The 22868-nt window shown below is 54.5% G+C and carries 22 protein-coding genes; 4 read left to right on the plus strand and 18 right to left on the minus strand.

Going from position 1 to position 22868, the window contains the following annotated elements:
• Positions 1–32 precede the first annotated feature (32 nt).
• Complete coding sequence (locus tag KIH26_RS09090; protein ID WP_213444184.1) at positions 33–1277, minus strand: YbfB/YjiJ family MFS transporter; 1245 nt, start codon at positions 1275–1277, stop codon at positions 33–35.
• A gap of 61 nt (positions 1278–1338) precedes the next feature.
• Between KIH26_RS09090 and KIH26_RS09095 the strand changes: the two genes are divergently transcribed.
• The 4 genes from KIH26_RS09095 (at position 1339) to KIH26_RS09110 (ending at position 5126) form a co-directional block, all read left to right on the plus strand.
• Positions 1339–2436: a DUF2855 family protein gene (locus KIH26_RS09095; RefSeq protein ID WP_213444186.1), complete on the plus strand. Its 1098-nt coding sequence runs from the start codon at positions 1339–1341 to the stop codon at positions 2434–2436.
• A 62-nt stretch (positions 2437–2498) separates the two neighbouring features.
• On the plus strand, positions 2499–3404 hold the full coding sequence (locus KIH26_RS09100; protein ID WP_213444188.1) for an alpha/beta fold hydrolase: 906 nt from the start codon (positions 2499–2501) through the stop codon (positions 3402–3404).
• Between the two features lie 63 nt (positions 3405–3467).
• Positions 3468–4598 carry an NAD(P)H-dependent flavin oxidoreductase gene (locus tag KIH26_RS09105; protein ID WP_213444190.1) on the plus strand — a complete coding sequence of 377 codons (1131 nt, stop codon included), beginning with the start codon at positions 3468–3470 and terminating at the stop codon, positions 4596–4598.
• Between the two features lie 21 nt (positions 4599–4619).
• Positions 4620–5126, plus strand: a complete 507-nt coding sequence (locus tag KIH26_RS09110) for a DUF2867 domain-containing protein (RefSeq protein WP_213444192.1) — start codon at positions 4620–4622, stop codon at positions 5124–5126.
• A 17-nt stretch (positions 5127–5143) separates the two neighbouring features.
• On the opposite strand, the gene KIH26_RS09115 is transcribed toward KIH26_RS09110, so the two are convergent.
• From KIH26_RS09115 to KIH26_RS09195, 17 genes are read right to left on the minus strand one after another with little or no spacing between them, the layout of a single operon-like run.
• Positions 5144–6520 carry a cytochrome P450 gene (locus KIH26_RS09115; protein ID WP_213444194.1) on the minus strand — a complete coding sequence of 459 codons (1377 nt, stop codon included), beginning with the start codon at positions 6518–6520 and terminating at the stop codon, positions 5144–5146.
• Entirely contained in the window at positions 6517–7758 is a 1242-nt protein-coding gene (locus tag KIH26_RS09120) for a hypothetical protein (RefSeq protein WP_213444195.1), read from the minus strand. Before KIH26_RS09120 ends, KIH26_RS09115 begins: the two co-directional genes overlap by 4 nt.
• Before the next feature lie 8 nt (positions 7759–7766).
• Positions 7767–8333 (minus strand): DUF1178 family protein, encoded by a 567-nt coding sequence (locus KIH26_RS09125; RefSeq protein WP_213444197.1) that lies wholly within the window; start codon positions 8331–8333, stop codon positions 7767–7769.
• Entirely contained in the window at positions 8330–8947 is a 618-nt protein-coding gene (locus KIH26_RS09130) for an NUDIX domain-containing protein (RefSeq protein ID WP_213444199.1), read from the minus strand. Before KIH26_RS09130 ends, KIH26_RS09125 begins: the two co-directional genes overlap by 4 nt.
• Positions 8944–9243 (minus strand): DUF2818 family protein, encoded by a 300-nt coding sequence (locus KIH26_RS09135; RefSeq protein WP_213444201.1) that lies wholly within the window; start codon positions 9241–9243, stop codon positions 8944–8946. Before KIH26_RS09135 ends, KIH26_RS09130 begins: the two co-directional genes overlap by 4 nt.
• 31 nt (positions 9244–9274) lie before the next feature.
• A complete protein-coding gene (gene nuoN / locus KIH26_RS09140) occupies positions 9275–10774 on the minus strand; it encodes an NADH-quinone oxidoreductase subunit NuoN (protein WP_213444203.1) in 1500 nt (499 codons plus the stop codon).
• A gap of 19 nt (positions 10775–10793) precedes the next feature.
• Entirely contained in the window at positions 10794–12269 is a 1476-nt protein-coding gene (locus KIH26_RS09145) for an NADH-quinone oxidoreductase subunit M (RefSeq protein WP_213444205.1), read from the minus strand.
• Between the two features lie 21 nt (positions 12270–12290).
• Positions 12291–14321, minus strand: a complete 2031-nt coding sequence (gene nuoL, locus KIH26_RS09150; protein ID WP_213444207.1) for an NADH-quinone oxidoreductase subunit L — start codon at positions 14319–14321, stop codon at positions 12291–12293.
• A gap of 8 nt (positions 14322–14329) precedes the next feature.
• On the minus strand, positions 14330–14638 hold the full coding sequence (gene nuoK, locus KIH26_RS09155; protein ID WP_213444208.1) for an NADH-quinone oxidoreductase subunit NuoK: 309 nt from the start codon (positions 14636–14638) through the stop codon (positions 14330–14332).
• A complete protein-coding gene (locus tag KIH26_RS09160) occupies positions 14635–15306 on the minus strand; it encodes an NADH-quinone oxidoreductase subunit J (RefSeq protein ID WP_213444210.1) in 672 nt (223 codons plus the stop codon). The genes nuoK and KIH26_RS09160 overlap by 4 nt, the downstream gene beginning before the upstream one ends.
• 24 nt (positions 15307–15330) lie before the next feature.
• Complete coding sequence (gene nuoI / locus KIH26_RS09165; RefSeq protein ID WP_213444212.1) at positions 15331–15846, minus strand: NADH-quinone oxidoreductase subunit NuoI; 516 nt, start codon at positions 15844–15846, stop codon at positions 15331–15333.
• A 9-nt stretch (positions 15847–15855) separates the two neighbouring features.
• Positions 15856–16938 carry an NADH-quinone oxidoreductase subunit NuoH gene (nuoH, locus tag KIH26_RS09170; RefSeq protein WP_213444214.1) on the minus strand — a complete coding sequence of 361 codons (1083 nt, stop codon included), beginning with the start codon at positions 16936–16938 and terminating at the stop codon, positions 15856–15858.
• A complete protein-coding gene (nuoG, locus tag KIH26_RS09175; protein ID WP_213444215.1) occupies positions 16935–19061 on the minus strand; it encodes an NADH-quinone oxidoreductase subunit NuoG in 2127 nt (708 codons plus the stop codon). Before nuoG ends, nuoH begins: the two co-directional genes overlap by 4 nt.
• Before the next feature lie 14 nt (positions 19062–19075).
• A complete protein-coding gene (gene nuoF, locus KIH26_RS09180; RefSeq protein ID WP_213444217.1) occupies positions 19076–20488 on the minus strand; it encodes an NADH-quinone oxidoreductase subunit NuoF in 1413 nt (470 codons plus the stop codon).
• Between the two features lie 11 nt (positions 20489–20499).
• The gene (nuoE, locus tag KIH26_RS09185; RefSeq protein ID WP_213444223.1) at positions 20500–20988 is read right to left on the minus strand and encodes an NADH-quinone oxidoreductase subunit NuoE; all 489 of its coding nucleotides are present in this window, start codon (positions 20986–20988) and stop codon (positions 20500–20502) included.
• Positions 20985–22238, minus strand: coding sequence for an NADH-quinone oxidoreductase subunit D (locus tag KIH26_RS09190; protein ID WP_213444225.1), 1254 nt, complete (start codon positions 22236–22238; stop codon positions 20985–20987). The genes nuoE and KIH26_RS09190 overlap by 4 nt, the downstream gene beginning before the upstream one ends.
• Positions 22238–22858 carry an NADH-quinone oxidoreductase subunit C gene (locus KIH26_RS09195; RefSeq protein WP_213444227.1) on the minus strand — a complete coding sequence of 207 codons (621 nt, stop codon included), beginning with the start codon at positions 22856–22858 and terminating at the stop codon, positions 22238–22240. Before KIH26_RS09195 ends, KIH26_RS09190 begins: the two co-directional genes overlap by 1 nt.
• Positions 22859–22868: the final 10 nt, after the last annotated feature.

Raw genomic sequence — 22868 nt, forward strand, 5'->3', positions numbered from 1 at the left:
AGCATACGCCCTTCAAGCGCTACGGCGATACCTTATTTCATGGGCGGCTTTTGGAAAACCGCCATCACTGCGCCTGCCCACAGAATCAAAGCAGAGGCCATCAAACCTCGCTGCAAGCCACCCGCACCATCAGCGATCCAGCCCACCAGGGTGGGGCCAATGATTTGCCCTGCGGCGAAGATGATCGTGAACAGCGCAATCCCCTGAGCCCACTGAGCTGCTGGCCACTGATGACGCACCAATGCGGTGGTCGAGGCCACCACTTGTAAAAAACAAGCGCCAAACAACAACCCTGACATCAGCATCCAGCCATAAGCATCAACAACAGCGGCCAGCATCGTCGCCATGCCCACCAAGCCATTGAGCACAGCGAGCGGCCAGCCATCTTTTCGCTTCAACAGCCTCGCCCAAAGCGGGGCAGAGAGCATGCAAGCCGAGCCGAGCAAAGCATAAAACAGCGTGATCTGCCCATTGGAGCTGCCCTGCTGCCGCAACAGCGCGATCACAAAGGTCATGTAACCAATGTAGCCCATACCAAAGCAACTGTAGGCAGCTAAGGCGGGGAGCAGATGCCGCCAGTGGTGATTTGACTGCACATTGAGCGAAGCCGTTTGCGTGGCACTTTGACGCAATGCACTCAGCCATGGCCGCATCACCTGCGCAGGCCAGAGCATCACCGCAGTTGCAACCAAGCAAGCCACTGTGAGCGCCCACCAGCCCCAAGCCCAAGATGCAAATTGCGCGCCTGGCATTGTTGCCCCAGTCGTCTGCTGCGCCCAAGTCATCACCGATGGCACGCTCAGTGCTGACACCGTGATGCCCAAGCCCGCGCCGGCGTAATAAATCCCGATCAGCAGGCCGCTGCGCTCAGGTGCTCGCGCACCAATTTGCGCTGCCAACATCCCACCCGTCATAAACACCCATGCGCTGCTCACCCCTGCTAATGCGCGTAGCAGCATCCAAACACTGGTATCGCGGAAAAATCCTGAAAGCCCCATCCAGAGGCAAGAAAAAACCGCGCCGAGGATGAAAAGCCGCGTCGCCTCCATCCGCCGCAAAAGCCAAGGCGCAGACAGCGCGCCCACGAGATAGCCAATGGCATTGCTGGTATTGAGCGCGCCTGAAAGCGCATAAGTCCATTGCAAATCCTCTCGCATGGCAGGCAGCAACAAACCGTAAGCAAAGCGTGCAAGCCCCAGCGACAGCGCTGCTCCCAGCGAGATAGCCAAAGCCAGAGCAATCAGGCGGGCAGGAGAAGTGTCATGGCTGGGAGGCATCTGTTTCGCATCATAAATCTAGGTGACACGACTTGAGCCGCCATCAGCCTAGAATGTTTGAATGAGCACTCCTATCTTCCTCGTCAAAAAATCCGATATCTCGCAATCGCAGCTCGCCTCCAGCGAATCTCTTGCGCTTCAAGCAGGGCAAGTGCGGCTGCGCATTGATCTGTTTTCCTTCACGGCCAACAACATCACCTACGCCAGCTTTGGCGATGCGATGAAGTATTGGGATTTTTATCCTCGCGAGGATGAATGGGGCGTGATTCCCGTTTGGGGTTTTGCTGAAGTAGTGGAATCGCTGCACGACAGCATCGCTCCGGGACAGCGCTTCTATGGCTACTACCCGCCAGCCGCTGAAGTGGTGCTCACGCCTTCACGCATCTCGCCCGCAGGCTTTTCTGTCAGCGATGGGCCGCGCGGGCAATTGGCTGCTGTCTACAACAGCTATACGAACTGCAGCAGTGATCCTTTTCACGCACATGGCAGCGAAGCCGTGCAGTGCTTGCTGCGCCCGCTCTTCATCACCAGCTGGTTGATTGATGACTTTCTGGCAGACAACAGCTTCTTCGGCAGCGAAGCAGTGCTCCTCTCCAGTGCATCCAGCAAAACGGCGTATGGCACGGCATTTTGCCTCTCGCTGCAACCCGCCGAGCAACGCCCCAAGATCATCGGGCTCACCTCACCAGGCAATGTGGCCTTCAGCGAATCGCTTGGCTGCTATGACCAAGTGATCACCTACGAGCAGCTGGAAAGCTTGAGCGCCAACCTGCCCTGCACCTATGTCGATTTCGCTGGCAACGCCGCCCTGCGCCACCGCATTCACACACATTTCACACAGTTGAAATACAGCTGCTCCGTGGGCGGTACACATGTGCAAGAGCTGGGTGGCGCAAAAGGTTTACCCGGCCCGAAAGCCACGCTCTTCTTCGCGCCAGCGCAGATCGCCAAGCGGCGTGATGATTGGGGCGGTGCTGTGCTCAATCAACGCTTGGTGCAGAGCTGGCAAGCTTTCGCGCAGCGCGTCGCGCAGCCAGGCGCAACATGGATGGATGTGGAAATGCACAGTGCAGCATCGGCTAACGCAGCGTATGCCAGCCTGCTCAAAGGGCAGCTCAGCCCACGCAGCGGCCAAGTGTGGTCACTATCAAATAAATAGCACTTTGCGCAGTATCTACGCCGCCTGATGGCCAATATCATTTAAAAAATGAAGGGGAACCGATGTTTCAAGGCTTCGAATCGCATACAGTGAATGTGAATGGTATTGAGATCGCATGCGTGATCAAGCGCGCGCAGGAGGCAAATAAGCCCGCTGTGCTCATGCTGCACGGTTTTCCGCAAACCAAAGCCATGTGGTCGCGTATCGCGCCCGTGCTGGCGGAGCACTTCACCGTGGTCTGCGCCGATTTGCGCGGCTACGGTCACTCTGAGCATCCGCCTTGCTTATCCGATGCAAGTAACTACAGCTTTCGTGCCATGGCGGCTGATCAAATCGGGCTCATGAAAGCGCTTGGCTTTGAGCAGTTTCATCTCATCGGCCATGATCGCGGCGGCCGTACAGCGCATCGCCTCGCGCTGGATCATCCGCAGGCTGTGCTCTCGCTCACGCTGATGGATATCGTTCCTGCCACCGAACTCTTTCTTAACGTCACTCGGCAAGTGGCAGGCGCCTACTGGCATTGGTTCTTTCTCTCCCAGCCAGCACCCTTTCCTGAGCGCTTGATCGGCGCTGATGCAGATTATTTTTATGAAACCTGCCTGCTCGGCTGGGGTGGTGCCAAGCTGACTGATTTTGATGCTGATCAGTTGGCAGACTATCGCAGCTGCTGGAATCAACCGAGCATGATCCAAGGCTCCTGCGGCGACTATCGCGCAGCGGCCAGTGTGGATTTGACGAATGATCAAGCTGACATCACAGCAACAGTGGATTGCCCCAGCCTCGTCTTCTATGGTGAGCAAGGTGTGATGAATAAGCTCTACGATATTCCTGCGCAGTGGCGCAATCGTTTGCCGAAGATGCAAACTGCCTCGCTGCCCGGCGGCCATTTCTTCCCAGACATGCGCCCTGCTGAAACCGCAAAGATTTTGTTGGATTTCATCACTCATCATTCACTATCAAAAGAGTAGTATTTCGCGCAGTATCCGTGCCGGCGAAATGCATTTTTGGCTTATATTTTTAACAAAATCATCATGTCATCAAGCTCTCTCGAATTCTGCGCTCTGCTGGGCATCACACATCCGCTGATTCAAGCACCGATGGCAGGCGTGCAAGGCAGCGCGCTGGCGATCGCGGTAAGCCAAGCAGGCGGCTTGGGCTCTCTGCCTTGCGCCATGCTCTCTCCTGAGCAGATCAAAACAGAGATTGAAGCGATTCGCGCTGCAACCGCTAAGCCCTATAACCTGAATTTCTTCTGCCATGCGCCGCCACCCTTGACGGTAGCCACACCCGAGCGCGAAGCGGCTTGGCGCAAGCTACTCGCACCTTATTACGCAGAACACAGCATTGACCCTGCCAGCATCCCTGCGGGCGCAGGCCGCGCGCCTTTCTCCGCCGATCTGTGTGATGTGATCGCACCCTACAAGCCGCCCGTTGTGAGCTTTCATTTCGGCCTGCCTGCGCCTGAGCTTGTGGCGCGAATCAAAGCATGGGGAGGTAAAGTGCTCAGCAGCGCCACCACGGTTGCCGAAGCCAAATGGTTGGAAGCTCATGGCGCGGATGCGATCATCGCGCAAGGGGTAGAAGCAGGCGGGCATCGCGGCATGTTTTTATGTGGCAATGAGCATGGCGTGCATGAGGGCTTGTCGAATACGTTTCCCAAAGATTGGCGCGATGAGCTCTCCACTCAACAAGGCACTTTCACCCTGCTGCCGCAAATCGTGGCCAGTGTGAAAGTGCCTGTGATTGCAGCTGGTGGCATTGCTTCTGCGCAAGGCGTGCAAGCCGCCTTCAAGCTCGGCGCATCCGCCGTGCAAATCGGCACAGCCTTCATGCTCTGCGATGAAGCCACGACCAGCCAACTCCACCGCGCAGCACTCACTCACTGCGCCGCACATCCTGAGCAACACCACACCCAGCTCACCACCCTCTTCACAGGCCGCCCCGCACGCGGCATCACCAACCGCATCATGCGCGAACTTGGCAGTATCAACACCACTGCTCCTGCCTTCCCCACCAGCACAGCAGCCATGGCGCCCTTGCGCGCGGCCGCTGAAAAAACTGGCAAGGCAGATTTTTCTCCGCTGTGGAGCGGGCAAAATGCTAGCGGCTGCCGTGCAGTGCCTGCGGCAGTGCTGCTCCAAGATTTGTTGCCTTCTGCCTGATACCGTCAGGCCAGATGTCTCATGAATATCCAAACACAAAGCATACCCGCTGAAAGCAAGATCCAAGCTTTCGCCAGCGATGCAGATTTTGCCGATTGCTACGTCGCGCCCAATCCTTGGCCAGAACTCAGTGCACTACAGCTGTTCATGAAAACCGTGGGTAATACACCGGGCTGGGTCAATCTGTTGATGCGGCTTCGCAATCGCATCGTTGCTCTGCTGGGCCTGAAAAATCTTGGCGTGCTCAATGAGTTCAAGCCGACTCATGCATACCAAATTGGCGAACGCGTCGGCATCTTCACACTACTCTACAACAGCGAATCCGAAGTCATCCTGGGTGATTTGGATAAACACTTGGAAGTGCGCCTCTCGGTGCTCAAGACTCAAAACAGCCACGGCTCTTCACAGTTGAGCATCAGCACAGCCGTGCATGAGCACAATGCGTTAGGCAAAATTTATATGCTTTTTGTTGGCCCCATTCACAAGATCATCGTACCAGCCGTCCTCAGGCGCGGTTTGAAAACCTGAAGCGCAAGCGGCTTCCATCAAGCTTTTTTGCTGCGTACCCGTAACTTGATACGGATTTCTTGAGCGGCTCGCAGCGTTAAGCGGGCCACTGGTTGTGGAGGCTGATCGCCCTGCGGCAGCAATTCAAATTGCTGCACGATACGCGCCAAAATCAAAACACTTTCTTGACTCGCAAAAGCTGCACCAGGGCAGGCTCTTTCGCCCAATCCGAAGGGCAAATAGCTGTGTTTGACGGGCGCAGTGCCTAGGAACCGCTCGGGATCGAAACGATCAGGTTCTTGCCATAAGCCTTTGTGGCGATGAATGACCCAGGGTGAGATCACGACCATATCGCCTGTTTGCACCGCTTTATCGCGCAAGCATGTATCTTGGGCTGCTTGACGCACATAAAACGCGATGGGCGGATACAAGCGCAATGTTTCCTTGAATACCGCTTGCGTAAAACGTAGCTGATGCGTGTCACCAAACTCGGGCGTGCGGCCCTGCCATAAGGCCTGCGCCTCCTGCGCAATGCGCTCTTGCCATTGTGGTTGGTAAGACAACATGCACAGAGCCCAGCTGAGCGTCGAGGCTGAAGTTTCATGCCCAGCTAAAAACAAGGTGCTGACTTGATCGATCAAATCATTCTCGCCAAGCGTGGCGCCGGTGACAGCATCGCGTGCATTGATCAGTGCGGCGAGCATGTCTATGCCGGCATCACGCGCGCCGATCTCCGAGAGATTGCGGTTTTGATAGCGGGTGCGGATATGGGAGGCGTAAGTTTCACGGATTTGCAAGGCATGCTTGCGCGCAATCCTGCGATGCCAAAAGACGGGCATATAAATCGCACTCAAGCCCATTTGACGCTGCGCCGCACGCTGGTAGAGACTGAATGCCCTGTGCACATCGTGCGCTTCTTCGGTAGACAAAACCTGCGAGAGTATCGCCCGATACATGATATCGGCCGTCACATGGCTCATCTGCGGCTCAATTGCAATCGGCTCCTGCGTCATCGCATGCATGCGGGTCAACATGTCATCGACCGCCGCATTCATCAACGGAAACACCTGCCGCAAATTAGCAACCTCAAAAGCCTGTGCGACCAAACGCCTCTGCTGCTGCCATAGCTCGCCATTGGCGTTGAATAGACTGGTTCCAATCAAGGGCGACAAGATGTCATGCAAAAACTCATGCTTGGGAAACTTGGCTGGGCACTCCACCATCACCTCACGCACTGTCTCAGGCGCATTCACCAAGAACACCTTCACCCACGCCAATCTTCGCACCCCCATTTGGATGCGATAAGCTGCTTGAGGAATCATGTCAAGCATCGATATAGCCCGCTTGCCCAGCCAATCACCCAGCAGAGAAAAGCGGTTGCTGTGCAATTGAGGCTTAGGAGGCTCCCAGCTCATGATGGCATGCGCCAGCGGTCCTGCAAAGCAAGTGAGCCAGCCGTGAGAGAAAAGTAATCGTTGAATACGGGCTGCTCAGTCGCCATCAAATACTGAAAATGAATCACAAAGGCATGGCGGCGTATCGCACGATAACGCTCGGCAGACCACATGCGATCAAAGCGTGCTGACCGCGTGAGGGGTTGGCGAATCGCATTGCCATCAGCAGCCGTGTCCTCAACAACTCCACTCAAAGGCCCAACCAAACCACAGCACAGCGGATCAGCGGGCGAGGCCAAGTCATACCAAGGCACCGAACCACGAGCGACGTGCAACAGTTCCGAGCGAAACTGCCGTGCTTGTGGAATCAGCGCCAACACACTGATGATCTGTGCCAGCGTGAGTAAATGCAGCTTCTGCATGCGCAGAGCCAATACTGAATTTGTATCTTCCTTACTGAGAGTTGATTGCAAGTGAGACAAGACAGAGACTGCTGAAAAACACCCCCCACAGTGCCCAATCAAAAGATACTCATCAGCATCTGTTTGAAGTATTTGCTGCTGAATTTTTTCTGCGAGCAATTTGAAACGTGCATCAAAGCGTTGATCACGCCCCAACGCTACTGCCTGCACAAACACCCAGCCTCGCGCCAGCCAAAAAAGGCGCTGACTCTTAGCCGATCGCCAAACGCTCAACAAAACCACCAGGCCGACGACAAGACCTGTCACTCCACCCAAGATCTCGTAGAGCCCCTTAGGAATCCACTTTGTAAGACCGAAATTTGCAACACCATCTTGCATCAGACTGGCCGCAGACACTCCCACGCCGATCGAGAGTAAGACCATCATTACAAACCAAAGTAATGGCGCCAAGATCATTGGTAGTATTTGCTTGGCATGCCGCAATACACGCAGACAAGTTCCTGTGGTGATGTGAGTCCAAGCAAATCTCAAATACTGTAAGGATGCAAGCCCATCAGATCGTGGCCAATGTGCCTCGAAAAGATCATCCCACTGCAGCCAGTGATAACTCGTGTGTACTTTGTCTTTCTTAGACTCTTCGGTATGGATCTGCCAAGTTGGCATGAGCTCATCGCGCGTATCCAGCGAAGACACCAGATATTCGCATTGATTGATACTCTGCTGCAAGCCAGCTTGCTCCAAGTATTGCTTATGGTAGAACTCCACACCACGCCGGTCAAAGCCACCAAGGTAGAAGACGACTCGTCTTTTGATTTTTAAATCGCTCGTAGTCTTCATGCAGAGATCTACTGTAGCGTACCCTTAAGTGCTTTGGGCAATGGCAAAGGCATGACATCAATGCCTTCATCAAGCAGTTCTAATGTCTCGTCATGCGACGCTTGTCCACGTATACCGCGTTCTTTGGCCTCGCCGTAGTGGATTTTGCGGGCTTCTCTGGCGAAATCATCACCCACATCTTCCGTCTTGGCGAGCACCTCTTTGGCCATTTGCATGTAGGCGGCCTGGAATTCGGGATTGCGCATGAGTGCATGCATGGGATGCTCTGGCATCTCATTTTTCAAGCTGTTTTCAGTGCTTTTTAGCTCATTCACCGGCATATAATTTGCGCGGAGTGCTATTGAATCAGTAGTATTTTGTTGCTTGATTTCATCTGCTGTTAGCGATTGTGGGAGCACATCTTTCGTGCTGCGCAGATTCAGGCGAGGCGCAGAAAGTTTTTTGGTGATCTGGGCATCATCGCAAATCGGGCATTGCACCAAACCGCGCGCGAGTTGGCTTTGGAAATCTTCTTCGCTGCCAAACCAACCCTCAAAGCCGTGGCCATGCTGGCATGCGAGATCGAGCACTTTCATGCTTTTTCTCCTGAAGACTCAGTCGCCGTGTTGGCCATACGAGGTACAGCATTCCAGCCAACTTGTTTACTGCCTGCCAGGAATTGCTGCAAATGCAAAGCACATGTCACGGTTTTGGCATCGGTCACGGTTCCGTCTGCACACCAAGCAATCAGTTGCTCTGCTGGCGCTGTGAACACGTCCAAAAATTCGCCTTCATCTAGCTCACGCTCACCTAGCACCAAACCGCGCGCGAAGTAAATGTGGATGATTTCTGTGGAATACGCAATCGCCAAATGCATGCAACCCGCATAGGCCCACTCGGAAGCGCTGTAGCCAGTCTCTTCGCGTAGCTCACGTAGAGCGCAAATCAGTGGATCTTCATTCGGATCAAGCTTGCCAGCTGGAAACTCAATCATCTCGCGGCCTACGGGGTAGCGAAATTGCTTTTCCAGAATCACGTCGCCGTTATCCAGCAACGGAATCACTACGCATGCACCGGGATGGACGACGTACTCACGCGTAGCACTCTTGCCATTTTGCAATTGCACTGTATCGCGCCGCACATCGAGGAAACCGCCTTTGTAGACTTGCTGCGATGTCAGCAAAGTCTCGGCTATAGTTTCAGGCTTCATCCGCGCTTCATCAAATATCGCCACACAAAACCAGGGAAGGCAAAAGTGATGAAGGCTGTGGCGGTGATCGCGTAAAACTCCCACTTCTGTGGCGAGATTTGCCCAAGTCGTTGCTCAAAGAGCAGCCCTATGCCGCCTACCACGAAGTACAAAGCAATCAGCTCAAGCAAACGAACGAATAGGCTCTTACCCGAAGCCAAGCGCAAGACGCCAAACAAACGTTGCGTGATGAATGGCCAATTGGCTGCTAGCAAGGCCAGCAGGATCACGGCGATAACGGATTCAGTTTGTCCCATACTGCGGATTGTGAATCAACAAGCCAAAAGCTTATCCTGCCAAGGTCTTAACGATGGCGGAGAGACACAGCTGCATCAAGCCGCTGGGGAATAAGCCCAGCAAGATCACCAGAGCGCCATTGAGCACGAGCACGGTGCGCACTTCGGTAGACGCTACGGGTTCTGTCACCGTCAGAGGCTCATCAAAGTACATCACTTTGACGATACGCAAGTAATAGAACGCACCCACCAAGCTGAGCAACACGGCATAAATCGCTAAACCGATGTACATGGTTTGACCGGAAGCCAAGAGCGGCTGCAGCACGGAGAGCTTAGCAAAGAAGCCCACCATTGGCGGGATGCCTGCGAGCGAAAACAAGCAAATCGCCATCACGGCCGCATAGAGTGGGCTGCGTTGATTGAGGCCTGCTAAATCAGAAATCTCTTCACTTTCAAAGCCATCGCGCGAGAGCAGCAAGATCACGCCGAAGGTGGCAAGAGTGGTGAGCACATAAGTGATCGCGTAAAACATGGAAGCGCTGTATGCTGCAGCTGCACCGCTGGTGTTACCTGTCGTGCCGCTGAACACCACACCAGAGAGCAAACCAAGCAGCAAGAAGCCCATTTGCGCAATCGTGGAGAAAGCCAGCATGCGCTTCAAATTGGTTTGAGCAATCGCAGCTAAATTACCCACGAGCAGTGAAGCGATGGCCAAGAACATCAGCATCTGCTGCCAATCTTTGGCCAGCGGCAGCAAGCCTTCCACCAGCAAGCGGATGCAGATAGCAAACGCAGCAAGCTTAGGCGCAGAGCCGATCATGAGCGTCACCGATGTGGGCGCGCCTTGGTACACATCAGGTACCCACATATGGAAAGGCACTACACCGAGTTTGAAGGCTAGGCCTGCGACGATAAACACGAGGCCAAACACCAGCACCTGATGCTTGAACTGGCCAGACTGCACTTGCTTGAACACCGTGGAGATATCAAGCGAGCCGGTAGCGCCATACATCATGGACAGGCCATAAAGCAAGAAGCCGCTGGCCAGCGCGCCGAGGATGAAGTATTTCATTGCCGCTTCGGTGGAAGCGGCATGATCGCGGCGCAGCGCGACGAGCGCATAGCTGGAGAGCGTGAGCAATTCGAGGCCGACATAGATCACGAGGAAGTTGTTGCCCGAGATCATCACGTACATGCCGAGCAAGGCAAAAAGCGAGAGCGTGTACATCTCACCGCCGCGCATCATACCGCGCGCTTGTGCATAAGGGCGCGCATACACGAGCATCACACCCATAGAGAGCGCAGCAAAGCACTTGAGCCAATGCCCCATCGGATCGCTCACCACCATATTGCCGAAGGCATAGGCGGTTTGCCCTTCCATCGCATAGATGGCATGCATGAATGCGACCACGCCTAATGTGAGCAGCGTGAGCACATGGGTAGCTGTGCGGCTTGGGCTTTTGACGAAGAGGTCAGTCAGCAAAATCGTGCAGGCCATCACCAGCAAAACGATTTCGGGATAAACGGCGATCCAGCTTATGGTGTCAATCATATTGTTCTCTTTGCCGTGTTTATTTGAGTTTCGTCACAGCGATGTGCTTGATGAGATCCGTCACGGAAGCATCCATCACATCAGTGAAAGGCTTGGGATACACGCCCATCCAAATCACAGCGGCAGCCAGCAGAGCCAGCATTAAAAATTCTCTGCCATTGATGTCGGTCAAGCCTTTGACATCGTCATTTGTGACGGGGCCAAGATACACGCGCTTGAACATCCACAGCGTGTAAGCCGCGCCGAAGATCAGCGCGGACGCTGCGGCCAAGCCGATCATGAAGTCATACTGGATCGCGCCGATGATCACCATCCACTCGCCCACAAAACCTGCTGTCCCCGGCAAACCGCAATTGGCCATGGCAAAGAGCAAGGCAAAGGCTGCGAACTTCGGCATGGTGTTCACCACGCCGCCGTAGCTGGCGATCTCACGAGAATGCACGCGGTCATACAGCACACCGATGCAAAGGAACATGGCCGCAGACACGAAACCATGCGCAATCATTTGCACGATGCCGCCGGCAATGCCCAGCGGATTGAAGATGAAGAAGCCAAGCGTCACAAAGCCCATGTGCGCGACCGATGAATAAGCCACGAGCTTTTTCATGTCTTGCTGCACCATAGCAACCAGGCCGACGTAGATCACAGCGATGAGTGACAAAGCAATGATCAACCAAGCCCATTCTTTGGATGCATCAGGCAAGATGGGCATGGAGAAACGCAAGAAGCCATAAGCGCCGAGTTTCAACATGATCGCCGCCAGCACGGCTGAGCCGCCTGTGGGCGCTTCCACGTGAACATCAGGCAACCAAGTATGAACGGGGAACATCGGCACTTTGACTGCGAAGGCCGCGAAGAAAGCGAAGAAGAGAAGCGTTTGCTCTTTGGCGCTGAGTGGCAATTTGTGCCAAGTGAGGATATCAAAACTGCCACCTGATTTCGTGTAGAGGTAAATCAAGGCAATTAGCATGAGCAAAGAGCCCAGCAGCGTGTAGAGGAAGAATTTGAAGGCCGCGTAAATCTTGTTCGGCCCGCCCCACACGCCAATCAAGATATACATCGGGATCAGCGTGGCTTCAAAGAACACGTAAAACAAGATGCCATCGAGCGCGCTGAACACACCAATCATGAGGCCAGACAAGATCAAAAAAGCGCCCATGTATTGATTGACGCGCTCGGTGATGACTTCCCAGCCTGCGATCACCACGATGATGGTGATGAAAGCCGTGAGCGGCACAAACCAGAAAGATATGCCATCCAAACCCAAGTGGTAATGCACATTGAAACGCGTGATCCACGGCATGTTTTCCACAAACTGCATCGCGGAGGTACCGAGCTTGAAGCCGTCGTACAGCGCGAGCGTGACGAGGAAGCTAAGAACAGCGCCCACGAGCGCGATCCAGCGCACGGTGCGCGCTTGATCATCGCGCCCTAAAGCTAATAACAGAACACCGAAAGCAATCGGCATCCAGATGGCAGCACTAAGAAGTCCCATAGTCTTGATTCCTTGTTCTTCTTATTTGTTGAACCAAACGAAGTAGCTCAGCATGGCGAACACACCCAAGAGCATCACCAGCGCATAGTGATAGATGTAGCCCGTTTGCAAGCGACGCACGATGCCAGAGATCCAGCCGACTAGCTTCCAAGAGCCATTCACAAAGCCAGTTTCAATGATGCCTTGATCTCCGCCCTTCCAGAAGGCGAGGCCAAGCCCACGCGCACCGCGAGCGAGCACGTTTTCATTGAACCAATCCATGTAGTACTTGTTTTCAAGCAGGTTGTAGATCGGCATCACGCGAGCTTTGATTGCAGCAGGCAAAGCAGGGTTGACCATGTACATGTAATACGAGAGCGCCACGCCTGCGACAGCAAGCCAGAAAGGCAGCGTAACGAAGGCATGCGCAGCGTATTGCACCGAGCCATGGAACATGGTGGCCAGTTGCGCCATAGCAGGATGCTTGGCTGCATCAACCACAATAGCATCTTTGAAGAAATCACCGAAGAGCATGGGCTGCACGGTCATGAAGCCGATCACGACGGACGGAATCGCCAGCAGCAGCAAAGGCACGGTCACCACCCATGGGCTCTCGTGAGGTTTCTCGTCATGGCCATGGTGATCGCCGTGGTGATCATCATGATGCGCATCCGGATTTTGGTCATAACGCTCTTCGCCATGGAAGACCAAGAAATACATGCGGAAAGAGTAGAAGGCGGTGACGAACACGCCTGCGAGCACGGCGTAGTAGGCAAACGTCGCGCCAGGCAAGTTAGCAAACTTCGCCGCTTCAATGATGTTTTCTTTGGAGTAGAAACCAGCAAACAGCGGCGTGCCGATCAAAGCCAGCGAGCCGAGCAGCGACGTGATCCAAGTGATCGGCATGTATTTGCGCAAGCCGCCCATGTAGCGAATGTCTTGGTTGTGATGGCAACCCATGATCACCGAGCCTGCGCCGAGGAACAGGAGCGCTTTAAAGAAAGCGTGCGTCATGAGGTGGAACACAGCCACCGAGTAAGCCGATGCACCGAGCGCGACCGTCATGTAGCCGAGCTGGGATAGCGTGGAGTAAGCCACCACGCGCTTGATGTCGTTTTGAATGATGCCTAGAAAGCCCATGAAGAGCGCAGTGATCGCGCCAATCACCATGATGAAGCTGAGCGCTGCGTCAGACAACTCATAAATCGGCGACATGCGCGCCACCATGAAGATACCCGCCGTCACCATCGTGGCGGCGTGGATCAGCGCAGAAATCGGCGTAGGGCCTTCCATCGAATCAGGCAGCCACACATGCAACGGGAACTGAGCAGACTTGCCCATCGCGCCGATGAAGAGGCAAATGCAGATCACGGTGATCAGCATCGCTTCTTGACCGAAGAAGACCCAAGGGAATTCGACAGCAGCGAGCTCTTGCACTTTGGCAAACACTTCGGTGTAGTTGAAGCTGCCCGTGTAAGCCGCGATCAAACCAATGCCCATGATGAAGCCAAAATCACCCACGCGGTTGACCAAGAAGGCTTTCATATTGGCAAAAATCGCCGTGGGTTTGTTGTACCAAAAGCCGATCAGCAGGTACGACACCAAACCCACGGCTTCCCAGCCGAAGAAAAGCTGGAGCAAGTTGTTGCTCATCACGAGCATGAGCATGGAGAAGGTGAAGAGCGAGATGTAGGCGAAGAAGCGGTTGTAGCCCTCATCTTCTTCCATATAGCCGATAGTGTAGAGATGCACCATGAGCGAGACGAAGGTGACGACGCACATCATCATCGCCGTGAGGCCATCGACGAGGAAGCCGATTTCCATTTTCAGGCCGCCGATAACCATCCAGGTGTAGATGGTTTCGTTGAAGCGCGCGCCATCAATCACTTTCACCAAGGTTTGTGCCGAGATGATGAAGGCGATGAGCACACCGAGGATGGTGAGGAAATGCGAGAGGCGGCGGCCAATCCAGTTGCCGCCGAGCTGCGTGCCCAAGATACCGGCGAGCAAGGAGCCCACTAGCGGGGCTAGCGGCACAGCCAGCAGTGTTGATGCAGAAAGTGTTGCGCTCATATTCTTGATTAACCTTTGAGCGTGTTGAGTTCGTCCACCGAGATGCTGGACTTATTGCGGAACAGCAGCACGAGAATGGCCAGGCCAATCGCAGACTCTGCTGCAGCCACGGTGAGAATGAAGAACACGAAAACTTGACCGTGCAGATCACCCAAGTAGTAGGAGAAAGCGATGAAGTTCATGTTCACCGCCAAGAGCATCAGCTCAATGGCCATGAGGAGAATGATCAGGTTTTTACGGTTCAAGAAAATGCCGATCACCGAGAGCGCAAACAGCAGCGCACCCAAGGTGAGGAAATGGCCGAGGGTTAAGCTCATGCTTTGCTCCCTTCTATTTTTACATCATTTTGGCCTGTAGCCGGCGTAGGATCTGCGCTAGGTGCTACTGGTTTTGTAGCATCCATCTTGATGATCTCCATGCGATCATGCGCCTTCACGCGCACCTGGTCGCCTGCATCCACATGCTTGCTATCCTTGCGCTCACGCAGTGTGAGTGCAATCGCGGCCACGATACCTACGAGCAGCAGCACAGCAGCCACTTCCATTGGATAAATGTATTTCGTATAGAGCAATACACCGAGCGCTTTTGTATTGTTGGCCTGAGCAGCAATAGCTTCAGGACTAAATCGTGGCTCTGTCCAGAAAAATCCTTTCATCAGAACGATAGCCATTTCTGCTGCAATCAAAGCGCCTATACCTGCTGCCAATGGGAAGTGCGTCCAAAAGCCCTTACGAATCGTGTCCATATTGATATCCATCATCATGATCACGAAGAGGAAGAGCACCATCACCGCGCCCACATACACGAGCACGAGGGTGATCGCCAAGAATTCTGCTTTGAGCAAAATCCAAATCGCAGCGGCTTGGAAGAAAGCGAGTACGAGATACAACGCGGCATGCACCGGGTTGCGCGCCGTGATCACGCGAAATGCTGCGAACAACAAGATCGCTGAAAAAGCGTAGAAGAGACCTGTTTTGATATCCATTTTTGTTGTTCTTTAAATGGTGAATCAGCGGTATTTCGCATCAGCCGCTTTAGCAGCCGCGATTTCTTTTTCGTAGCGGTCGCCCACGGCCAGCAACATGTCTTTGGTGAAATACAAATCACCGCGCTTTTCGCCGTGGTATTCCAAAATATGCGTCTCAACGATGGAATCCACTGGGCAGCTTTCTTCGCAGAAGCCGCAGAAGATGCATTTGGTCAGATCAATGTCGTAGCGCGTGGTGCGGCGGCTGCCGTCTGCGCGCACATCGCTTTCAATGGTGATCGCCATCGCGGGGCACACGGCCTCGCAGAGCTTGCAGGCGATGCAGCGCTCTTCGCCATTTTCATAGCGGCGCAGGGCATGCAGGCCACGAAAACGGGGCGACATCGGTGTTTTTTCTTCGGGAAACACCACCGTGATCTTCCGACGAAAAGCATGCTTACCGGTGAGCGCAAAGCCCTTGAAGAGCTCAATCAGCATAAAGCTGGAGAGAAAATCTTTGAGCGAAAAGCCCGGAGTAGCGAGAGTAGTCGTAGCCATATGCCCGCCTTATTTCCAAATATTCCAAGGAGTCTGCATCCACAGACCAACCACCACCAGCCACACCAATGTGACGGGGATAAAAATCTTCCAACCCAAGCGCATGATCTGGTCATAGCGGAAGCGCGGGAATGTGGCGCGCACCCAGATGAAGAGGCTCACCACGCAGAAGGTCTTCACGCCAAGCCAAATCCAGCCAGGAATCCAATTGAACAGAGCACTATCAATCGGCGGCAACCAGCCACCCAAGAACATGATCACAGCGAGGATCGACACCAGCCACATGTTCGCATATTCAGCCAAGAAAAACATCGCGAACGACATGCCGGAATACTCCACCATGTGGCCAGCCACGATTTCTGATTCACCTTCCACCACGTCAAACGGATGGCGGTTCGTCTCGGCAATGCCGGAGATGATGTACACGACAAAGATAGGCAGCAAGGGCAACCAATTCCACGAGAGGAAGTTCAACCCCATCTCAGCAAAGTAGCCCTGCCCCTGGCTTGTAACGATGCCCGTCATGTTCAAGGTGCCGGCCACCATGAGCACGACCACGAAGCAAAAGCCCATGGCGATTTCATAGCTCACCATTTGCGCCGATGCACGCAATGCGCCCAAGAAAGCGTATTTGGAATTCGATGCCCAACCCGCGATGATCACGCCATAGACTTCCATCGACGTGATCGCCATCAGGAACAGCAAGCCCGCATTGATATTGGCCAGCGCCATATCAGGGCCAAAAGGCACAACAGCCCATGCGGCCAGCGCAGGCATGATCGTCATGATCGGGCCGATAAAGAACAAGCCCTTGCTCGCGGCTGCGGGCAAGATGATTTCTTTGGTGAGCAGCTTCAATGCATCCGCAATCGGCTGCAGCAGACCAAAGGGGCCAACGCGATTGGGGCCAAGGCGAATCTGCATCCAGCCGATGAACTTGCGCTCCCAGAGCGTGAGGTAAGCCACCGCGCCCATCACGGGCAGCGTGACAGCGATGATCTTCATCAGCGTCCAGATCACAGGCCATGCGAGGCCTTGCCACCAGTTGGCAACGATCAAGCCGTTTGCCCAAGCGTGAAAAGCATCAATCATGCGGTCACCTCGTCAAGCATGCCGACTTTGCTGCCAGCCTTTGCATCAGCAGTCGCTTGCAAAGCAGGTGAACGGCGGGTGAGGCTGTCGAGTTGATAGAGTGTTGCAGTGGCTGGCTCTGCAGCAGCTTTGCTCAGATCAATTGCTGCGCTGGTTGCATTGCTCAGCTTGGCAGCAGCCACAAATTCTGTGTCGCCATTCAGAGCTTTCGCCGCTACGTCTTGCGCCGTTTCGAATTCAAAGCCGGGCAAGCTCAGCATGTTTCCGAGCACGCGCAGCACTTTCCAGCCGGGGCGCGTTTCGCCCAAAGGCTTCACCACGCCGTGGAAACTTTGGATACGGCCTTCGGCGTTGATGAATGTTCCAGCGGTTTCTGTGAATGGTGACACTGGCAGCAGCACATCGCTGAAAGCCATGTTCGTTTTGAACGGGCTGAACGTGACGACCATATCGGCTTGCACAGCGGCTTTAGCAGCAGTGTCATGCTCTGGCTCTGTGCCGAGCAAGATCAGGGCTTTGAGGCCAGATTGCATTTGCGCAGCATTCTTGCCACCCATTAATGGCTGAGCACCTACCAGTTGTGCGCCCACAGTGTTTGCTGCTTCTGTGAGGTAGCCCACAGTCGCACCTGTTTGCTGGCCGATCCAATTGGCCAAAGCCAACAGGCTAGCTGCATTCGCATGATGTGCAGCGGCATTGCCCAGCAGAATCGCTTTGCGCTCGCCTTTGAGTAAAGACTTCGCAATCTTTTGCGCGGCTTCAGTTGCATTGCCCGCGGCAGGAGGTTGAACGCCCTTCTCTGCTGCCACTGCTGCAGCCACATCAGCCAGAGCCTGCGCCCACTGAGCAGCTGGCACGGTGATGCTGTTGGCTACAGGCATCGCCCATGAATTCGATCTGTACGCTACTGAATTAATAGCATTCACCGCACATCCCTTACGTGCGGACTGGCGAATTCGTTGTGCAAACAGCGGATGATCTTTACGCAGATTGCTGCCCACGATCAAAGCGCTTTGCAGGCTGGAAAGCGAGGCAATCGAAGTGCCAAGATAACGCACGCCTTCAGACTTTCCAAACTCCGCATTGCGCAAACGCGCATCCACGTTGTCCGAGCCTAAGCCACGCACAAGCTGCGTGGCGAGATACAGCTCTTCCAGCGTGCTGTGTGGGCTGAGCAATGCGCCAATCGCATCTGCGCCCTGCTCCGTTTTGATTTGCTTCAAACCATTCGCCACGTATTCCAGCGCGGTCTGCCAATCCACCTCTTTCCACTGGCCGCCTTGCTTGAGCATCGGTTTGGTCAAGCGGTCTTCGCCATTCAACGCCTCGTAGCTGAAACGATCACGGTCTGCGATCCAGCATTCATTCACCGCTTCATTTTCAAACGGCACAACGCGCATCACTGCATTGTTTTTCACCTGAACGATCAAGTTCGCGCCTGTGGAATCATGCGGGCTCACTGATTTGCGGCGCGAGAGTTCCCATGTGCGGGCGCTGTAGCGGAAAGGCTTGCTGGTCAAAGCGCCGACTGGGCAAATATCGATCATGTTGCCGGAAAGCTCAGAGTCAACAGTCTCGCCCACAAAAGTCTCGATCTCAGCATGCTCGCCGCGATGGCTCATGCCCAGCTCCATGCTGCCGGCCACTTCTTGGCCGAATCGCACGCAGCGGGTGCAGTGGATGCAGCGGCTCATCTCTTCCATCGAGATCAGAGGACCCACGTCTTTGTTCGCCACCACACGCTTTTCTTCATCGTAGCGCGAGCTGCTCTTGCCATAGCCCACCGCCAAATCTTGCAACTGGCACTCACCACCCTGATCGCAAATCGGGCAATCCAGCGGGTGATTGATCAGCAAAAACTCCATCACCGATTGCTGCGCCTTGATCGCCTTATCGCTCTTCGTGCGCACGATCATGCCTTGCGTCACAGGCGTGGCGCAAGCGGGCATGGGCTTGGGTGCTTTTTCTACATCGACCAAGCACATGCGGCAATTCGCCGCGATGCTCAGCTTCTTGTGATAGCAAAAATGCGGAATGTAGGTGCCACACTTCTCGGCCGCATGCATGATCATGCTGCCTTCAGTGATCTCTACTTTCTGACCGTCGATATCTAGTTCAACCATGTTCTTCTCTCTGGTCACGCAGCCACAGGTGCTTTTTCAGCGGTTTTTTGAGCCGCATCAATCTTCGCTGCAAACTCCGAACGGAAATGCTTGAGCATCGCGCGCACGGGCATGGCCGCAGCATCGCCCAAGGCGCAGATGGTGCGGCCCATGATGTTTTCTGCCACGTTGTCGAGCTTCTGCAAATCTTCGGGGCGACCTTGGCCGTGGTGGATGCGATCCACCATGCGCCAGAGCCAGCCTGTGCCTTCGCGGCATGGCGTGCATTGGCCGCAGGATTCATGCATGTAAAAGTACGAGAGGCGCAGCAGGCTTTCCACCATATCGCGCGTCTCATCCATCACGATCACCGCGCCTGAGCCGAGCATGGAGCCAGCTTTGGAGATGGAGTCGTAATCCATCGTGCATTGCATCATCACATCGGCGGGGAGCACCGGGGCGGAAGAACCGCCGGGGATCACCGCTTTGAGTTGCTTGCCGCCTTTGACACCACCTGCCAATTCAAGCAGCTTTGCAAAAGGTGTGCCCATCGGCACTTCATAGTTGCCAGGCTTTTCTACATCCCCAGACACAGAGAAAATCTTCGTGCCACCGTTGTTCGGCTTGCCGCACTCGAGATAGGCTTGGCCACCGTTGCGGATGATCCACGGCACAGCAGCAAACGTCTCAGTGTTGTTGATCGTGGTGGGCTTGCCGTAGAGGCCGAAGCTGGCGGGGAATGGTGGCTTGAAGCGCGGCTGGCCTTTTTTGCCTTCAAGTGATTCAAGCAAAGCGGTTTCTTCTCCGCAGATGTATGCACCGAAGCCGTGGAAGGCATGGAGCTGGAATTTGAAGCCGCTATTGGCGACGTTATCGCCCAACAAGCCCGCAGAGCGCGCTTCTTCCAAGGCCTCTTCAAAGCGCTCATACTCTTTGAAGATTTCGCCATGGATGTAGTTGTAGCCGACTGATGCACCAATCGAGTAGCCCGCAATGATCATGCCTTCGATCACTATGTGCGGGTTGAACATCAAGATATCGCGGTCTTTGCATGTGCCTGGCTCGCCTTCATCGGAGTTGCAGACGATGTATTTCTGACCGGGGAATTGGCGGGGCATGAAGCTCCACTTGAGTCCGGTAGGAAAGCCCGCGCCGCCACGGCCACGCAGAGCAGAAGCTTTGAGCTCGGCAATCACTTGATCGGCTGTCATACCTGCGGCGATTTCTTTGCCTTCGGCATCTTGCATGGCGGGCAGCTTATTGCCTTGTGCATCTACCCCGAGAATCTTGCGCAGGGCTTGGTAGCCGCCGCGTGTGAGGTAATCTTTCAAGCGCCAGTTGTTGCCATCGAGATCGGCATAAATTTGCGGATTGATGTGTCGGCCGTGGAAGCAGGTTTCTACGCCCTTGGCTTGGAATTGAGAGAGGATTTGTGTTGCGGTTGTCATCACATTTCCTTTTAAGCTGGGGTGGCGGTTTTCAAACCGTCAATCAACTGATCGAGCTTGTCGTGGCTCATGAAGCTGCACATGCTGCGATCATTCACGAGCATCACGGGTGCATCTGCGCATGCGCCCAAGCACTCGCTGGGCTGCACGGTAAACATCTTGTCTTTCGTCGTGCCATAAGGCTCCACGCCGAGCTTGCTGCAGACATGCTCCAGCGCCTTTTGGCCGCCGCGAAGCTGGCAAGGCAAATTCGTGCATACATTGAGCTTGTATTTGCCCACCGGCTTTTGGTTGTACATGTTGTAGAAGGTGGTAACTTCATGCACCGCCATCACAGGCATGCCCAAATACTCGCCAATCTGTTTTTCAGCCTCCGGGCTGACCCAGCCCTGCTCGTCTTGCACGATGGACAAGCAGGCCATCACGGCAGACTGCTTTTGGTCTGATGGGTACTTCGCTACTTCTTTATCGAAGCGTTGTTTGGTAGCTTCAGCAATCATCTGTCAATCTCTCCAAACACCACGTCCATGGTTCCAATGACTGCAACAGCATCGGCAATCATGTGGCCACGGCTCATTTCATCCATTGCGGCCAAGTGTGCGAAGCCGGGAGCGCGAATCTTCAAACGGTAAGGCTTGTTCGCACCATCGCTCACCATGTAAATGCCGAACTCGCCTTTTGGATGCTCAACGGCGGCATAGGCTTCGCCCTCGGGCACGGCAAAGCCTTCGGTGAAGAGCTTGAAGTGATGGATCAGCTCTTCCATGTTGGATTTCATGGATTCGCGGTCTGGCGCGGCGACTTTGTGATTGTCGGTGATCACTGGGCCTGGGTTAGCACGCAGCCAAGCCACGCATTGCTTGATGATGCGGTTGGATTGGTTCATCTCTTCCATGCGCACCAAGTAGCGGTCATAGCAATCGCCGGTTTTGCCGACGGGGATATCGAAATCCATGCGGTCGTACACGTCATACGGGCGCTTCTTGCGCAGATCCCAAGCGATACCTGAGCCACGCAGCATCGCGCCTGTGAAGCCGAGATTTTTCGCGCGCTCGGGTGTGACGATGCCGATGCCGACAGTGCGTTGCTTCCAAATACGGTTGTCAGTTAAGAGCGTGTGATATTCAGCGAGGCATTGGTCAAAGCGCTTGGCAAAATCTTCGATGAAGTCCAAGAGCGAGCCTTGGCGGTTGTCGTTCATTTTGGCCAGTGCCTTGGCATTGCGCACTTTGCTGGCTTTGTATTGCGGCATCGTGTCGGGCAGATCGCGATACACGCCACCAGGGCGGAAGTAGGCCGCATGCATGCGCGCGCCGCTCACGGCTTCGTACATGTCAAACAAATCTTCGCGCTCGCGGAAGGCGTAAAGCATGATGGCCATCGCGCCGCAATCGAGGCCGTGGCAACCGATCCAGAGCAAATGATTGAGCAAACGCGTGATTTCGGAATACATCACGCGGATGTATTGCGCACGCTCTGGCACCTCAATACCCATCATCTTCTCGATCGTGAGGCAATAAGCATGCTCATTGCACATCATCGAAACGTAATCCAAGCGATCCATGTAGGGCAGCGATTGGATGTAGGTGCGCGTCTCGGCGAGCTTTTCTGTGCCACGATGCAATAGGCCGATGTGTGGATCAGCGCGTTGGATCACTTCGCCATCTAGCTCGAGCACGAGACGCAGCACGCCGTGGGCGGCGGGATGCTGAGGCCCGAAGTTGAGGGTGTAGTTCTTAATTTCTGCCATTACTGCACCTTCGGCGCAATGCCGCCGTAGTTGTCTTCACGAATAATGCGAGGCACGACCTCACGCAGCTCAACGGTGACGGGCTGATAGATCACGCGCTTTTTCTCAGCGTCGTAACGCATTTCCACATGGCCATTCATCGGGAAATCTTTGCGGAAGGGGTGGCCGATGAAACCGTAGTCCGTCAAGATGCGGCGCAGATCGTTGTGACCTTCAAAGACGATGCCAAACAAATCGAAGGCTTCACGCTCGTACCAGTTGGCCGATGCCCAGATGTCGTTAACTGAAGCCACCATCGGCACATCGTCTTCAGCGGCGTAAACCTTGACGCGCAGGCGCTGATTGAGGCTCACAGAGAGCAAATGCAGCACGACGCAATAGCGTGGGCCGTCGTAAGCGCCATCCTTGTATTGCGAATAATCGATACCGCAAAGATCAAGCAATTGCTCAAACTTGCAACCCTCAGCATCTTGCAAGATGAGGCATGCCCTGTGATAGTCGGCAGCCGAGACGACGACAGTCACTTCACCAAGCTTGGAAGAAATGCGTTTGATTTTGGAGCCGAGTGCTGCTTGCACAGCATCGAGCGTGGTTTGTGGGGCAACGGTAAATTCACTCATGTGCTTGTGC

Origin of the sequence: Variovorax sp. PCZ-1, from assembly GCF_018413605.1 — a bacterium.
Taxonomy (GTDB): Bacteria; Pseudomonadota; Gammaproteobacteria; order Burkholderiales; family Burkholderiaceae_C; genus JANMDU01.

Coding starts and splice junctions, on each gene's coding strand:
- KIH26_RS09090 (WP_213444184.1), bottom strand. CDS start 1,277: ATGCCTCCCAGCCATGACACTTCTCCTGCCCGCCTGATTGCTCTGGCT.
- KIH26_RS09095 (WP_213444186.1), top strand. CDS start 1,339: ATGAGCACTCCTATCTTCCTCGTCAAAAAATCCGATATCTCGCAATCG.
- KIH26_RS09100 (WP_213444188.1), top strand. CDS start 2,499: ATGTTTCAAGGCTTCGAATCGCATACAGTGAATGTGAATGGTATTGAG.
- KIH26_RS09105 (WP_213444190.1), top strand. CDS start 3,468: ATGTCATCAAGCTCTCTCGAATTCTGCGCTCTGCTGGGCATCACACAT.
- KIH26_RS09110 (WP_213444192.1), top strand. CDS start 4,620: ATGAATATCCAAACACAAAGCATACCCGCTGAAAGCAAGATCCAAGCT.
- KIH26_RS09115 (WP_213444194.1), bottom strand. CDS start 6,520: ATGAGCTGGGAGCCTCCTAAGCCTCAATTGCACAGCAACCGCTTTTCT.
- KIH26_RS09120 (WP_213444195.1), bottom strand. CDS start 7,758: ATGAAGACTACGAGCGATTTAAAAATCAAAAGACGAGTCGTCTTCTAC.
- KIH26_RS09125 (WP_213444197.1), bottom strand. CDS start 8,333: ATGAAAGTGCTCGATCTCGCATGCCAGCATGGCCACGGCTTTGAGGGT.
- KIH26_RS09130 (WP_213444199.1), bottom strand. CDS start 8,947: ATGAAGCCTGAAACTATAGCCGAGACTTTGCTGACATCGCAGCAAGTC.
- KIH26_RS09135 (WP_213444201.1), bottom strand. CDS start 9,243: ATGGGACAAACTGAATCCGTTATCGCCGTGATCCTGCTGGCCTTGCTA.
- nuoN (WP_213444203.1), bottom strand. CDS start 10,774: ATGATTGACACCATAAGCTGGATCGCCGTTTATCCCGAAATCGTTTTG.
- KIH26_RS09145 (WP_213444205.1), bottom strand. CDS start 12,269: ATGGGACTTCTTAGTGCTGCCATCTGGATGCCGATTGCTTTCGGTGTT.
- nuoL (WP_213444207.1), bottom strand. CDS start 14,321: ATGAGCGCAACACTTTCTGCATCAACACTGCTGGCTGTGCCGCTAGCC.
- nuoK (WP_213444208.1), bottom strand. CDS start 14,638: ATGAGCTTAACCCTCGGCCATTTCCTCACCTTGGGTGCGCTGCTGTTT.
- KIH26_RS09160 (WP_213444210.1), bottom strand. CDS start 15,306: ATGGATATCAAAACAGGTCTCTTCTACGCTTTTTCAGCGATCTTGTTG.
- nuoI (WP_213444212.1), bottom strand. CDS start 15,846: ATGGCTACGACTACTCTCGCTACTCCGGGCTTTTCGCTCAAAGATTTT.
- nuoH (WP_213444214.1), bottom strand. CDS start 16,938: ATGATTGATGCTTTTCACGCTTGGGCAAACGGCTTGATCGTTGCCAAC.
- nuoG (WP_213444215.1), bottom strand. CDS start 19,061: ATGGTTGAACTAGATATCGACGGTCAGAAAGTAGAGATCACTGAAGGC.
- nuoF (WP_213444217.1), bottom strand. CDS start 20,488: ATGACAACCGCAACACAAATCCTCTCTCAATTCCAAGCCAAGGGCGTA.
- nuoE (WP_213444223.1), bottom strand. CDS start 20,988: ATGATTGCTGAAGCTACCAAACAACGCTTCGATAAAGAAGTAGCGAAG.
- KIH26_RS09190 (WP_213444225.1), bottom strand. CDS start 22,238: ATGGCAGAAATTAAGAACTACACCCTCAACTTCGGGCCTCAGCATCCC.
- KIH26_RS09195 (WP_213444227.1), bottom strand. CDS start 22,858: ATGAGTGAATTTACCGTTGCCCCACAAACCACGCTCGATGCTGTGCAA.